Source organism: Flavonifractor sp. An92 (assembly GCF_002159175.1).
Lineage (GTDB): Bacteria > Bacillota > Clostridia > Oscillospirales > Oscillospiraceae > Pseudoflavonifractor_A.
This window is the reverse complement of sequence record NZ_NFGZ01000008.1, coordinates 97,725-110,903: the sequence shown is the minus strand read 5'-3', so window position 1 is coordinate 110,903 and position 13,179 is coordinate 97,725. Positions and strand designations below refer to the sequence as shown.

Here is a 13,179-nt window from a genome sequence, read left to right as displayed (position 1 = left end):
GAGACCCGCTCTTTTTTATTCCTCTTTTTTCCGGAGGAAGGACTGCTGGAAATCGTCCGCCGGCAGGGGCCGGGAGAAGTAGTAGCCCTGGACCATGTCGCAGGGCAGGCCCTCCAGCGCGGAGAGCTGCACCTGGTCGGAGATGCCCTCGGCCACGGTGGTGATCCCCAGGCGGTGGGCCATCTCCAGCACCGACTGCACCACCGTGCGGGTCCGCTCCCGGCGGGCGTCGTCCCGCAGGCCGTCAAAAAGGGATTTGTCCAGCTTCAGCACGTCCACCGGTACCTGCTGGAGCATGTGGAGGGAGGAGTAACTGCTGCCGAAGTCGTCCATGGAGCAGCGGAAGCCCGCACAGTGGATCTGGGCCACCAATTCCGCGAAGTAGGCAGGATTTTCGCCCACCAGCGTCTCGGTGAACTCGAATTCCAGCAGCTCCGGCGGGACCTTCCACCGCTGCTGGAGCAGGCGATACTGGGGCAGGGCGTTGTGGCCCAGGTTAGCCCGGGAGAAATTCACCGAGATGGGCACCGGCTCCAGCCCCAGGTCCAGCCAGCGGCGCAGCAGGATGCAGCTCTGCTCAAACATGTAGGCGTCCAGACGGGTGATGAAGCCGTTGCGCTCCAGCACCGGGATGAACACGTCGGGCTCCACAAAGCCCTGCTCCGGGTCGAACCAGCGCACCAGCGCCTCGGCCCCCACCACCTGCCAGGTGCTCAGGGACACCTTGGGCTGGAGGTAGACCTTGAAGTCCCCCTGTTCCAGAGCGGTGTTCATGCGGTTGTAGATGCTCTGGTCCATCAGCAGGCGCTGTTGGTCTGAGGGAAGGTAGAAGGCGCAGGAGCAGAGCTGGGTCTCGGGCAAGCCCTTGGCCCGCTTCCGGGCCAGATTGGCCCGGTCGCACAGCTCAGACAGGGTGGCCGGGTCCTGGGGGTCGCAGCGGCACACCCCCATGGTCAAGGGCAGATAGTAGGGGTTGGCAAGGGTGTCGTTGTAGGCGTTGAAGACGCTGGCCATGCCGGACAGGCGGGTGCGCATGGCCGCCTCCTGGTCCTGCCGCAGGAGCAGGATGAACTGGTCCTGGGCCACCCGGCCCACCAGCTCGTCGGAGCGGAGTTTCTGGCGCAGGCAGGTGTTCAGGTGGTAGAGCACCTGGTTGCCCGCCGCCTTGCCGAAGGAGCGGTTGACCAGGGAGAAGGCCTGGATGTCACAGGACACCAGGGCGTAGGTGCCGGGGGGCTGGGCGTCCAGCGCCTCCTGGGCCAGGATAAGGAAGCGGGTCTGGTTGTGGCCGCCGGTGACCGGGTCTACATAGGCGGCCTTCTCCAGGAGCACCATGCTTTGCTGCTGGCTGCGGCGGGCGTGGAGGAAGAGGAAGAGGAAGGCTGCCAGAAGGATGATGTCGCCCAGAATGGTGATCCAGAGGGCCTTATACAGCGGGGCCTGGTTGGACTCCACATCCATCACCGTGACCAGATACCAGTTGTCAACGCTGAGGGGGGCGTAGGCCAGAGCCATGCTCCGCCCGTCCATCCGGAACCGGAGGGCGCCCTTTCCGCCGGAGGCCATGGTGTCGGCCATTTCCTCCAGTTCCAGGGGGTCGGCGCCGTACTGGAGCTTCAGTGCGGTAAAGAGGTCGGGGGAGAAGAGCACCTCTCCCTCCTGGGCCAGCACGGTTCCGTCCGGGTCCACCACCACCGGGGCGTTCTGGAAACCGGGGAAGGGCTCGGGGATCTGGAGGGGGAGGGAGGCCCGGACGCGGCAGAGCACGCCGCCCGGCTGGGAGGAGAAGGGGACCAGGTAGATCAGGTCATTTTCCCCGTCCGGGGAGAGCGTGTTGGAAAAGCGAATGGTGGGCACGCCCTCCTGGCTGGCCCGCAGCAGCGCGCCGGTGAGCATGCTCCGGTTGCCGTCGGTGAGAAAGACCTCCCCCTCGCCGGTGAACAGACCCAGGGCGTCCACACCGCTCTGTTCCACCAGCGTGGTCAGATGGTCCAGACGGTCCTGGTCGTCCGGCATGGCGGCGCAGACCGAGGCGGTGAGTTGAAGATCCGAGAGCCCCTGCTGCAATTGCAGGTCCACCCGGTGGACATTGTTGGCGGCAGCCGAGACCAGACTGGCCTCCGCGTCCGAGCGCAGCAGAGCGCGCAGCCGCACCGCGGTGAAGCTGCTGAGGACCAGGCACAGCAGGGTGAACAGAGCCAGAAAGGCCCAGGTCCAATTGAAGTGGAAAGGCAAAAAACGCTTCATATCAGCCTCCGGTAATGGAAATGGCCGGAATGGCGTGGGGCTTATGGGACAGCTATGGTACGAAATTCATTTTATCATGTCGAAACGGAGGGGGCAAGGAGAAACTTGGCGGACGGTCGGGCGGCCAAAATGGCCCTGGGCGGTTGCATTTTCCGGGGGGAGCGGCTATAATCGGAGTAAGATTTCATGCGAAACCGGAGGTGCGACTATGAAAGGAAAACGACTGCTGGCCGCGGCGCTGGCCCTGACCACGACGCTGACGCTGCTGACCGCACCGGTCTCGGCGGCGACCTTCAAGGACCTGCAGGGACACTGGGCCCAGCAGGATGTGGAATATCTGGCCGGACTGGGCCTGGTGAAGGGCTACGACGACGGCAGCTTCAAGCCGGACGCCAATATGAGCGCGGTGGAGGCCCTCCTGTTCTGCGCCCGGGTGGCCACCGTGGACACCAACACCAAGAACGCCATCGTGGAGGACTGGGCCGACGTGCTGAAGGGCATCATCGGCGAGGATATGTACTCCTGGGCGGCCCCGGACCTGTCCATGTGCCTGGAGATGGGCATCATCACGCCGGAGGAGCTCTCCGAGCTGAGCCGGAACAACGGCCTGCTCAGCGCCATCCCCCGGGAGGATGTGGCCCTGTATCTGGCCCGGGCCATGCAGCTGGCCCCTGTGGCGGAGAGCCTGACGACTTACAACCTGACCTTCGCGGATAAGGACAGCATTTCCAAGGAGATGCAGCCCTATGTGTACCTTCTGAACTCCTACGGCATCCTGAAGGGAGACGAGTTCAACCGCTTCAACCCCAAGGACCCCCTGAACCGTGCCTCCATGACCTCGCTGCTCCGCCGGGCCATGGACTTCATGGATGAGCAGGGCATCACGGTGGAGCTGGCCAACTACACCACCTACGACTGGGTGGGCGGCACCATCGCCTCGGTGAACGTGCTCAACGGCGGCAGCACCCAGCTGGTGCTGACCACCGCCTTTGACGGCAACCAGAGCACCACCCTCCCCTCCGGCGTGGCCATCTATGAGAGCAACATGCGCACCACCGGCAGCGCCCTCAAGCCCGGCGAGTACGCCCGGGTGAACTTCAACAGCAAGGGCACCGCCGCCGAGGTGCGGGTCAGCGGCTCGGTGGAGGGCTTCAGCGGCAGCGTGGCCAGCCTGACCAATGATGTGCTCACCGTGGTCTCCGGCGGCCAGAGCCGCTCCTACCGGGTGGACCGCTTCACCCAGGTGAAGGTGGGCGGCCGCTCCGGCGGCATGGAGCTGCTGGAGGAGAACGCCGGCTACACCGCCGCGGTGTGCCAGGTGGACGGCCTGGGCCATCTGGCCTCGGTGGAGCTCACCGGCGGCACCCGGGAAGAGGTGGGCCTGCTGACCTCGGTGGATGTGTCCAGCTCCGGCACGGGCACCATCCAGGTCAGCGACATGAGCGGCGTCAAGACCCGCTATGAGATCTCCTCCTCCACCGCCGTCACGGTGAACAGCGCCACGGGCAAGCTCCTGTCCAGCCATGTGGGGGACTATGTGAGCCTGCGCATCTCCAACGACAACCAGGACCAGGTGTCCTCCCTCAACGTGGACACCTCCCTGCAGTATGTCCAGGCCTCCATCAAGGGGGTCAGCTATGCCCAGAGCCCCAGCAAGATCACCGTCACCCCCCTGGACAGCAGCAAGAGCGTGACCTACACCATCGCCAGCAAGTGCGACATCCGCTATAACGGCAAGACCACCACCCTCACCAAGCTGGAGAACGGCAGCTTTGTCACCCTGCGCCTCACCGGCACCGAGGTGGTGTCCATCGACGCCTACCCCGGCTCCACCACCGACAGCGGCACCATCTCTTCCATCACCTACGGCATCCCCACGGTGCTCGCCGTCACCCGGGACGACGGCAGCAGCGTCAACTATGAGCTGGACCTGAGCGATCCCCCCGAGATCTACCGGGACGGCTCCCGCACCACCATCGACCGGCTGAAAAACGGCGACAAGGTGGAGATCACCGTGCGCTACAATGAGGTCAGCGTTATCGAGGCCGAGCCCCAGAGCGCCAACGCCTCCGGTACCATCAGCAGCGTCACCATGGACACCAAGGGCACCACCATCACCGTGGAGCTCACCGGCGGCGGCACCGCCTCCTACCTCGTCACCGAGGGAGTCAGCGTCACCCAGGACGGCAAGGCCGTGGCCATCAGCACGCTGAAGCCCGGATACAAGATCTCCATGGTGGTGGACGGCGACCAGATCCTGTCCATCGAGGTGGACAAGAATACCCAGTCGGCCAACCAGCTCACCGGCACGGTGCTCTATGTGAACACCAGCGCCAAGGAGATCCTGCTTCAGACCACCGACGCCAACGGCGTCACCAACGCCGTGACCGTGAGCACCAGCGGCGCCGAGCTGCGCTCCGCCACCGGCTCCAGCCTGTATCTCTCCGACCTGGAGACCGGGGACACCGTCCTCCTGTTCGGCAGCTATGACGGCCTCACCTTCCGCACCACCCTGCTCATCCGTACCTAAGGACCCGCGCTCCGCCGGTGCAAATTGACCCTTGCAATTTGCACCGGCGGAGTATATAATACGTCTATCCATTTACTGTGAGGATTTATCCATGAAGCTGACTGCCCTCACAACTGCATCCTTTGTCTTTTCCTATGGCTGGGCTCGATTTATGGGCGCCGGCCTCTTTGACATGGAAAAAACAGGGGTGGAATAAATGGGCGGTCCCGTTCGGCGTGGACGGGAGCCGTGGATCCTCATTCAGACGCGATGCTGAAGAGCGCTCATTGATTTCATCAGTGAGCGCTCTTTTTTGCTGTGCAGAATCAGAAAGGAAGTTGTATTATTATGGTAGTCGTCATGAAACCCGGTACGCAGAAGCAGGACATCGATCGCCTGGTCGAACGCTTCCAGAAGATGGGCCTGGAAGTGGGCGTCACCAACGGTGTGGGCTGCACCATCCTGGGCCTGGTGGGCGACACCACCGCCGTGGACATGGGCAAGATCACCATTGACCCCCACGTGGAGCGGGTCATGCGGGTGCAGGAGCCCTACAAGAAGGCCAACCGCAAATTCCACCCCGAGGACACCGTGGTGGACGTGCAGGGCGTGAAGATCGGCGGCGGACACTTCAACGTCATCGCCGGCCCCTGCTCGGTGGAGAGCGCGGAGCAGGTCACCGGCATCGCCCAGGCCGTGAAGGCCTCCGGCGCCCGGATGCTCCGGGGCGGCGCCTTCAAGCCCCGCACCTCCCCCTACTCCTTCCAGGGCATGGGCGAGAGCGGCCTGGACCTGCTGCTGGAGGCCAAGAAGGCCACCGGTCTCCCCGTGGTCAGCGAGATCATGGCCCCCCGGTACGCCGAGCTCTTCGAGGAGAAGGTGGACCTGGTGCAGATCGGCGCCCGGAACATGCAGAACTTCGACCTCCTCAAAGAGGTGGGCAAGCTGAGCAAGCCTATCCTCCTCAAGCGGGGCCTGGCCAACACCTACGAGGAGTGGATCATGTCCGCCGAGTATATTATGGCCGCCGGTAACGAGAACGTCATCCTCTGCGAGCGGGGCGTGCGCACCTTTGAGACCTACACCCGCAACACCCTGGACCTGTCCGCCATCCCCGCCGTGAAGCAGATGAGCCACCTGCCCATCATCGTGGACCCCTCCCACGCCGCGGGCATGTACTGGATGGTGGAGCCCCTGGCCCTGGCCGCCACCGCCATCGGAGCCGACGGCCTCATCATCGAGGTCCACAATGACCCCGCCCACGCCAAGTGCGACGGCCAGCAGTCCCTCACCCCCGAGAAGTTCGACGCCCTGATGAAGAAGGTGGAGAGCCTGCGGGCCTGGCGGGAGAGCCAGATGTAAGGAGAGAAGCGTATGAAAACTCTGACGGTCCATCTGCCCGGACGGGACTATGACATCCGCATCGAGCGGGGGCTCCTCAGCCGGGCGGGGGAGCTGTGCCGGGAGGTACTGCCCAAGGCCCGCCGCCTGGCGGTGGTCACCGACTCCAATGTGGGACCCCTCTACGCCGGAAAGCTGGGGGAGAGCCTGAACGCCGCCGGATTCGAGGCCCGGGGCTTTACCCTCCCGGCGGGGGAGCCCTCCAAGTGCGCCCCCGCCCTGGAGCAGCTGTGGGAGGGCTTTGCCCACTTCGGCCTCACCCGCACCGACGCCGTGATCGCCCTGGGCGGCGGCGTGGTGGGAGATTTGGCGGGCTTCGCCGCCGCTACCTTCCTGCGGGGGGTGGACTTCGTCCAGATCCCCACCACCCTCCTAGCGCAGGTGGACTCCTCGGTGGGGGGCAAAGTGGCCATCGACCTCCAGCACGGCAAGAACCTGGCCGGGGCTTTCTGGCAGCCCAAGCTGGTCCTCATGGACCCGGACACCCTGGACACCCTCCCCGACGCCACCTTCGCCGACGGCATGGCCGAGGTCATCAAGTACGGCTGCATCCTGGATGAGCCCTTCTTCGACTTCCTGGCCCAGCGCCCCGGACGGGCCGAAATTACGACAGAAATCGAACACGTTTTGTATACCTGCTGCGATTTAAAACGAATCGTTGTAGAAGAGGACGAGCGGGATACCGGAAAACGGATGCTTCTCAACTTCGGCCACACCCTGGGCCACGCCTACGAGCTGGCGGGGAATTACCAGACCTGGACCCACGGCCAGGCCGTGGCCGCCGGGATGGTGCAGGCCGCCGCTCTGGGCGAGCGGTGGGGGATCACCCCCGCCGGGACGGGGGCGCGCATCGCCGCCCTGACTGCCGCCTTCGGCCTGCCGGAGACCATCCCCTGCACGGCGGAGCAGTATGACGCCGCCGTGGGCCTCGATAAGAAGGGGACGGGGGCGGACATCACCCTCATCCTGCTGGAGAAGCTGGGGAAGGCCGTTCCCCATAAAATGCCCAAGGCACAGCTGCTGGAGGAACTGAAATGAAGGTCACCATCACACCTACCCGTCTGCGGGGCGTGCTGACGCCCCCGCCCAGCAAATCCCAGAGCCACCGGCTCATCATCGCCGCCGCCCTGTCCGACGGCTTCTGTCACCTCTCCAATGTGCTCCTGTCCGACGATATCCAGGCCACCCTCCGCTGTATGCGCACCCTGGACGCCGACGCCTCCGCCGACGGCACCATCATCCGGGGGGCTGACCTGGTGGACGGCCACGACGATCCCGCCCCGGAGCTGATGGACTGCGGGGAGAGCGGCTCCACCCTGCGCTTCCTCATCCCTCTGGCTCTGGCCCTGAAGGGGAAGGGGCGCTTCACCGGCCACGGGCGGCTCATGGAGCGGCCCCAGGAGCCCTACTTCCGGATTTTTGAGGAGAAGGGCATCTCCTATGAGTTAAAGGACAACATCCTCACGGTGGAGGGGAAGCTGACCCCCGGCGTGTACACCCTCCCCGGCGACGTGTCCAGCCAGTTCGTGACCGGGCTCCTCTTCGCCCTGCCCCTCCTGGACGGGGACAGCGAGATCCATCTCACCACCGACCTGGAGAGCCGGGGCTATGTGGACATGACCCTGGACGCCCTGGAGCAGTTTGAAGTCAAGGCGGAGTGGGACGGAAAGCGCGTGTTTAAGGTGCCCGGCAATCAAATCTACCGGCACCGGGATTTAACCATCGAGGGGGACTACTCCCAGGCCGCCTTCTGGTACGCCGCCATCGGCGTGGGCAACGAGATGGACCTGGAGGGGCTCAACGCCTTCTCGGTCCAGGGTGACATGCGCATCGTGCCCTACTGGCTTCGCCTGCGGGAGGTGGGGGAGCAGGCGCTGGACGTGAGCCAGTGCCCCGACCTGGTGCCCCCCCTGGCGGCCCACGCGGTACTGCGGGCGGGGGAGACCACCCACCTGGTGAACGCCGCCCGGTTGCGGCTCAAGGAGAGCGACCGCCTGGCCACCGTGACCGAGGTCCTCACCGCCCTGGGCGGCAACGTGGAGGAGGGACCGGATTTCCTCACCTTCCACGGCAAGGAGACCCTCCCCGGCGGCGTCACGGTGAGCGCCCACAACGACCACCGCATCGCCATGATGGCCGCCATTGCCGCCACCCGCTGTGAAGCTCCGGTGACCATCACCGGGGCGGAGTGCGTCAAAAAGTCCTACCCCCACTTCTGGGAGGACTACGAGGCCATGGGCGGACAGATCGTCCGGGAGGAAGAGTAATGCGCTATACCATCTTTGGAGAATCCCACGGACCGGCCATCGGCGTCACCCTGGAGGGGCTGCCCTCCGGGGTGGAGCTGGATCTGGACTTCATCCGCTCTGAGCTCAAGCGCCGGGCCCCGGGCCAGAACTCCACCTCCACCGCCCGGCGGGAGGCCGACGAGCCGGAGATTCTGTCCGGCGTCTTTGAGGGGAAAACCACCGGCACCCCTCTGTGCGCGATTATCCGCAACACCGACACCCGCAGCAAGGATTACAGCAAGCTCCGCGACATGCCCCGGCCCGGCCACGCTGACTACACCGGACAGGTGCGCTACGGCGGCTGCAATGACTACCGGGGAGGCGGGCACTTCTCCGGGCGGCTCACCGCGCCCCTGGTGTTCGCCGGGGCGGTGGCCAAGCTGGTGCTGAAGGAGCGGGGGATCACCGTCTCCGCCCAGGTATCCAACCTGGCGGGTATCCCCGATCCCTCCGAGGAGCAGGCCCGGGCGGCCATTCTGGCGGCCAAGGGAGAGGGGGACAGCGTGGGCGGCTGCGTCCGCTGCGCTGTGGAGGGCCTGCCCGCCGGGCTGGGCTCCCCCGACTTCGGCTGTAATGTGGAGGGCATCTTTGCCCAGTACCTCTTTGCCGTCCCCGCCGTGAAGGGCATTTCCTTCGGCGCGGGTTTTGCCCTGGCCTCCATGCGGGGCAGCGAGGCCAACGACCCCTTCTGCCTGGAGGGGGACCACATCGCCACCGCCACCAACCACGCCGGCGGTGTCAACGGCGGTATCACCAACGGCATGCCGGTGGACTTTGAGGTGGTGTTCCGCCCCACCCCGTCCATCTCGAAACCCCAGCGGACGGTGAGCCTGTCCCGCATGGAGGAGACGGAGCTCATCGTGGAGGGCCGCCACGACCCCTGCGTGGTACTGCGGGCGGTGCCGGTGGTGGAGGCCGCCGCCGCCCTGGCCGCCTGTGAGGTTCTGGGGATTTAAAGAATTGGATTGTCCGGAAAAGGAGAGCGACGAACATGAGTCAACTGGAGCAATACCGACAGGAGATCGACGCCATCGACCGGGAGCTGGTGGACCTGTTCCTTCGGCGGATGGAGATCACCGGCAAGGTGGGGGAGTGGAAGCAGCAGAACGGCGTGCCGGTGCTGGACGCCGAGCGGGAAAAGCGGGTCATCGCCGCCAAGACCGCCCTCACCGACGACCCGGCCCGCCGGGCCGACCTGGCGGAGCTCTATGAGACCATCATGGCCATCTCCCGCCGCCAGCAGCGCCATCTGGTGAAGGAGGGCACCGAGGACCCGGGTTACGCCGCCTACGCCGCCGCCCTGGCTGGGGCGCGGAAGCCGGTGGAGCGTCCCCGGGTGGTCTACCAGGGCGAGCCGGGCTGTTACAGCGAGGAGGCCGCCGCCGGGTTCTTCGGCGAGGACGTGGACAGCAAGGGCTGTCCCTGGTTCTCCGACGTGTTCGCCGCCCTGGAGCGGGGGGAGGCCGACTATGCCGTGCTCCCCATCGAGAACAGCTCCACCGGCTCCATCCGGCAGGTGTACGATCTGCTGGCCCAGTACCGCTATTATGTGGTGGGGGAGTATGATGTGAAGGTGGAGCACTGCCTGATGGCCCTCCCCGGGGTGACCATGGCGGACATCCGCACGGTCTACTCCCACGAACAGGGCCTTATGCAGAGCGAGAAGTTTTTGGACCAACACCGGGACTGGCGGCGGGTGCCCACCCTGGACACCGCCGGGTCGGCCAAGCAGGTGGCCGAGACCGGGGACCGCACCGCCGGGGCCATCTGCTCCCGACGGGCCGCCCAGCTCTACGGCCTCAACATCCTGGTGGAGGGCACCAACTACAACTCCCTCAACCATACCCGCTTTGTGGTGGTCTCCCCAGTGATGGAGCTGCGGGAGCGCCGGGACAAGATCTCCGCCCTCTTCCGCCTGCCCCACCAGAGCGGCTCCCTGCACCAGATCCTGACCCTCTTCGCGGTCCAGGGGCTGAACCTTCTGAAGCTGGAGTCCCGGCCCATTCCGGGGCGGAGCTGGGAGTACCTTTTCTTCCTGGAGTTTTCCGGAGATTTGCTGGCCCCCGGCATGGACGGGGTGCTCCACGAGCTCTCCCAGCTCTCCGGTGAGATGCGGGTGCTGGGCAATTTCAAGGGGTACGAGCCATGAAGAACATCGTCCTCATCGGCATGATGGGCTGCGGCAAGTCCACGGTGGGCGCCATTCTCTCCAAAAAGCTGGGGGTGGAGCTCATCGACACCGACGCCCTCATCGAGGCCCGGGAGGGCCGCACCATCCCCTGGATCTTCCGGGAGTGGGGGGAGGGCTACTTCCGCGCCTGTGAGGAGCGCGTGGCCGGGGAACTGGCCGGGAAATCCGGGCTGGTGATCTCCTGCGGCGGGGGGCTCCCCCTGCGGGAGGGGGCCATCCGGCCCCTCCACGGGAGCGGCACCGTCTTTTTCCTCTGCCGGGACCCGGGTGTTACTTATGACTCCGGCGTGCTGGGGGACCGGCCCCTGGCCCAGGGGAGGAGAGAGGCCTTCGTGGAGCGCTTCGCCCGGCGGGAGCCGGTGTACCGCCGCTGGGCCCATCACGTCATTTCCGATCTGCCGTCCCCGGAGGCGGCGGCCGACGCCATTCTGGAGGTGCTGAAGCTGTGAAATTCCTCATCATCAACGGACCCAACCTGAACCTGCTGGGCAAGCGGGAGCCGGGCATCTACGGCTCGGAGAACTACGAGAGCCTGTGCGCCCACCTGAAAGAGTTCGCCGCCGCCCACGGCTCCACCGCCGACTGCTTCCAGTCCAACCATGAGGGGGACATCGTGGACGCCATCCAGGAGGCCGACGGGGTGTACGACGCCATCGTCATGAATCCTGGGGCCTACACCCACTACTCGGTGGCCATTCTGGACGCCCTGAAGGCCGTTTCGGTGCCCTGCGTGGAGGTCCACATCTCCAACATCCACCAGCGGGAGGAGTTCCGCCACAAGAGCGTCACCGCCCCCGCCTGTGTGGGCCAGATCTGCGGCCTGGGCCTGTACGGCTACGAGGCCGCCATGTCCTACTTTCTCTCGAGAGAGAAAGTAGGCAAAGAGAGCTTCCATTGAGCTGACTGTGGGCTTCCACAGAATATAAAAAGGAGAAGAACATGAGATATCCGGTTCCCCTGCCGCGCATCGGGATGCGGGTGGTCAAGACTGCCGTGTCGGTGATGCTGTCCTATGCGCTGTTTGTCCCCTTCGGCCTCCTGTACCGGGAGGAGCTGGGGGGCGTGCTGGGACAGCTGGGGCCGCTGTACGCCTGTATCGCCTGCATCATCTGCACCCAGAGCACCCTGGGCCAGACCTTTCAGCAGGGGATCTCCCGCCTCATCGGCGTGGTGGTGGGCGGCGCGCTGGGTACGGCCACTTTGCTGCTGGGGCCCGCGCTGGACAATCCCTGGGTGAAGGTGCCGGTGCTGGGCGCGGTGTGTGTGGCGGGCGTGTGGCTGTGCCTGCTCATCAAACGGCCTACCGCCTGTGGCATGGCCTGCATCCTGCCCTGTGTCATCCTCATCACCGGCGTCACCGGGGTGACCCGGTACTACTACGCCGCCGCCCGCATCATCGAGACCATCGTGGGGCTGCTCATCGCCCTGGGGGTGAACGCCGCCCTGCCCGACCACCGGCCGGAGCCCAAGAGGGAAGTGAAGGACATGCAAGTGGAACTGAAGAACACCACCCGCAAACTCTGTGTCATCGGGGACCCGGTGGGACACTCCAAGTCCCCCCTGATCCAGAACACCATGATCCGGGCGCTGGGGCTGGACTACATCTATCTCTGCCAGAGCGTGCCCCGGGGGCAGTGCCGGGAGTGGCTGGAGTGCGCTAAATTCGCCGGATACGCCGGTTTCAACGCCACCATGCCCCACAAGGAGGAGCTGATCCCCCTGCTGGACGAGTTGGACGAGGACGCCCGGCTCATCGGCGCGGTGAACACCGTGTGCATCCGGGACGGCAGGACCTATGGCTATAACACCGACGGCGCGGGCTTCCTCCGGGCCCTGGCCGATGAAGGCGTGGAACCCGCCGGGACAGCGGTCACGGTGCTGGGGGCCGGGGGCGCGGCCAAGGCGGTGTGCCTGAAGCTGGCCCGGGCCGGGGCCCGGGTGACGGTGTGCAACCGCTCCCGGGAGAAGGCGGAGGCCCTCTGCGCCCACGACCCGGAGCACCTGACCGCTATGGGCTTTACGCCCGAGGACCTGGCTGCCGCCGCCCAGGGGTGCCGGGTGCTGGTCAACTGCACCTCTCTGGGCATGGAGGGGACGGCGGGGCAGTTTGCGGACTTCTCCTTCCTGGACGCGCTGCCCCGGGAGGCCCTGGTGGTGGACCTCATCTACGCCCCCGCCCAGACCGAGCTCCTCCGCCAGACCGACCTGCGGGGGCACCGGACCGCCAACGGCATGGGCCTTCTGGTCCACCAGGCGGTGCTGGCGCTGGAGCACTTCACCCAGACCAGGATCGACCCCGAGGAAATGAAAGAGCGCCTGAGTGAGGTGCTCTGAGGAAACGAAACACGGCCCCGCCGTCCAGACCGGACGGCGGGGCAAAAAAATTGAAAAACCGGCGGGAAAGCTCTTGACAGACGTCGGGTTTTCAGGTATCATAATCAAGCGCCTGTAAAGGGTGCATTCTGCGATGATGCGGGAGATTGCGGCTTTCGCCGGTAACTTCCGCGGAGTATGTCCGAGCAAATCGGGCGGCTGAGAAGGTT

10 protein-coding genes are annotated in these 13,179 nt (G+C 65.5%); 9 read left to right on the top strand and 1 reads right to left on the bottom strand.

The annotated features are described in order from the left end of the window. Positions 1–15: 15 nt before the first annotated feature. On the bottom strand, positions 16–2,247 hold the full coding sequence (locus tag B5G43_RS07825; protein WP_087259980.1) for an EAL domain-containing protein: 2,232 nt from the start codon (positions 2,245–2,247) through the stop codon (positions 16–18). A 208-nt stretch (positions 2,248–2,455) separates the two neighbouring features. Here B5G43_RS07825 and B5G43_RS07820 point away from each other — a divergent pair, with 208 nt between their 5' ends. The 9 genes from B5G43_RS07820 to aroE all read left to right on the top strand — a co-directional run bounded on the left by B5G43_RS07820 (position 2,456) and on the right by aroE (position 12,970). Continuing rightward, complete coding sequence (locus B5G43_RS07820) at positions 2,456–4,777, top strand: S-layer homology domain-containing protein (RefSeq protein ID WP_087259978.1); 2,322 nt, start codon at positions 2,456–2,458, stop codon at positions 4,775–4,777. A 327-nt stretch (positions 4,778–5,104) separates the two neighbouring features. Next, positions 5,105–6,118 carry a 3-deoxy-7-phosphoheptulonate synthase gene (gene aroF, locus B5G43_RS07815; protein ID WP_087259977.1) on the top strand — a complete coding sequence of 338 codons (1,014 nt, stop codon included), beginning with the start codon at positions 5,105–5,107 and terminating at the stop codon, positions 6,116–6,118. A gap of 12 nt (positions 6,119–6,130) precedes the next feature. Continuing rightward, a complete protein-coding gene (gene aroB / locus B5G43_RS07810) occupies positions 6,131–7,195 on the top strand; it encodes a 3-dehydroquinate synthase (protein WP_087259975.1) in 1,065 nt (354 codons plus the stop codon). Continuing rightward, entirely contained in the window at positions 7,192–8,424 is a 1,233-nt protein-coding gene (locus B5G43_RS07805; RefSeq protein WP_087259973.1) for a 3-phosphoshikimate 1-carboxyvinyltransferase, read from the top strand. The genes aroB and B5G43_RS07805 overlap by 4 nt, the downstream gene beginning before the upstream one ends. Next, on the top strand, positions 8,424–9,401 hold the full coding sequence (locus tag B5G43_RS07800; protein WP_087259971.1) for a chorismate synthase: 978 nt from the start codon (positions 8,424–8,426) through the stop codon (positions 9,399–9,401). Before B5G43_RS07805 ends, B5G43_RS07800 begins: the two co-directional genes overlap by 1 nt. A 35-nt stretch (positions 9,402–9,436) precedes the next feature. Beyond that, the gene (locus B5G43_RS07795; protein WP_087259969.1) at positions 9,437–10,594 is read left to right on the top strand and encodes a bifunctional chorismate mutase/prephenate dehydratase; all 1,158 of its coding nucleotides are present in this window, start codon (positions 9,437–9,439) and stop codon (positions 10,592–10,594) included. Continuing rightward, complete coding sequence (locus B5G43_RS07790) at positions 10,591–11,085, top strand: shikimate kinase (protein ID WP_087259967.1); 495 nt, start codon at positions 10,591–10,593, stop codon at positions 11,083–11,085. The genes B5G43_RS07795 and B5G43_RS07790 overlap by 4 nt, the downstream gene beginning before the upstream one ends. Further along, positions 11,082–11,534: a type II 3-dehydroquinate dehydratase gene (aroQ, locus tag B5G43_RS07785; protein ID WP_087259965.1), complete on the top strand. Its 453-nt coding sequence runs from the start codon at positions 11,082–11,084 to the stop codon at positions 11,532–11,534. The genes B5G43_RS07790 and aroQ overlap by 4 nt, the downstream gene beginning before the upstream one ends. 41 nt (positions 11,535–11,575) lie before the next feature. After that, positions 11,576–12,970 carry a shikimate dehydrogenase gene (gene aroE, locus B5G43_RS07780; protein WP_087259963.1) on the top strand — a complete coding sequence of 465 codons (1,395 nt, stop codon included), beginning with the start codon at positions 11,576–11,578 and terminating at the stop codon, positions 12,968–12,970. The last annotated feature ends 209 nt before the right edge of the window (positions 12,971–13,179 follow it).

Coding starts and splice junctions, on each gene's coding strand:
- aroF (WP_087259977.1), top strand. CDS start 5,105: ATGGTAGTCGTCATGAAACCCGGTACGCAGAAGCAGGACATCGATCGC.
- aroB (WP_087259975.1), top strand. CDS start 6,131: ATGAAAACTCTGACGGTCCATCTGCCCGGACGGGACTATGACATCCGC.
- B5G43_RS07790 (WP_087259967.1), top strand. CDS start 10,591: ATGAAGAACATCGTCCTCATCGGCATGATGGGCTGCGGCAAGTCCACG.
- B5G43_RS07795 (WP_087259969.1), top strand. CDS start 9,437: ATGAGTCAACTGGAGCAATACCGACAGGAGATCGACGCCATCGACCGG.
- B5G43_RS07800 (WP_087259971.1), top strand. CDS start 8,424: ATGCGCTATACCATCTTTGGAGAATCCCACGGACCGGCCATCGGCGTC.
- B5G43_RS07805 (WP_087259973.1), top strand. CDS start 7,192: ATGAAGGTCACCATCACACCTACCCGTCTGCGGGGCGTGCTGACGCCC.
- aroE (WP_087259963.1), top strand. CDS start 11,576: ATGAGATATCCGGTTCCCCTGCCGCGCATCGGGATGCGGGTGGTCAAG.
- B5G43_RS07820 (WP_087259978.1), top strand. CDS start 2,456: ATGAAAGGAAAACGACTGCTGGCCGCGGCGCTGGCCCTGACCACGACG.
- B5G43_RS07825 (WP_087259980.1), bottom strand. CDS start 2,247: ATGAAGCGTTTTTTGCCTTTCCACTTCAATTGGACCTGGGCCTTTCTG.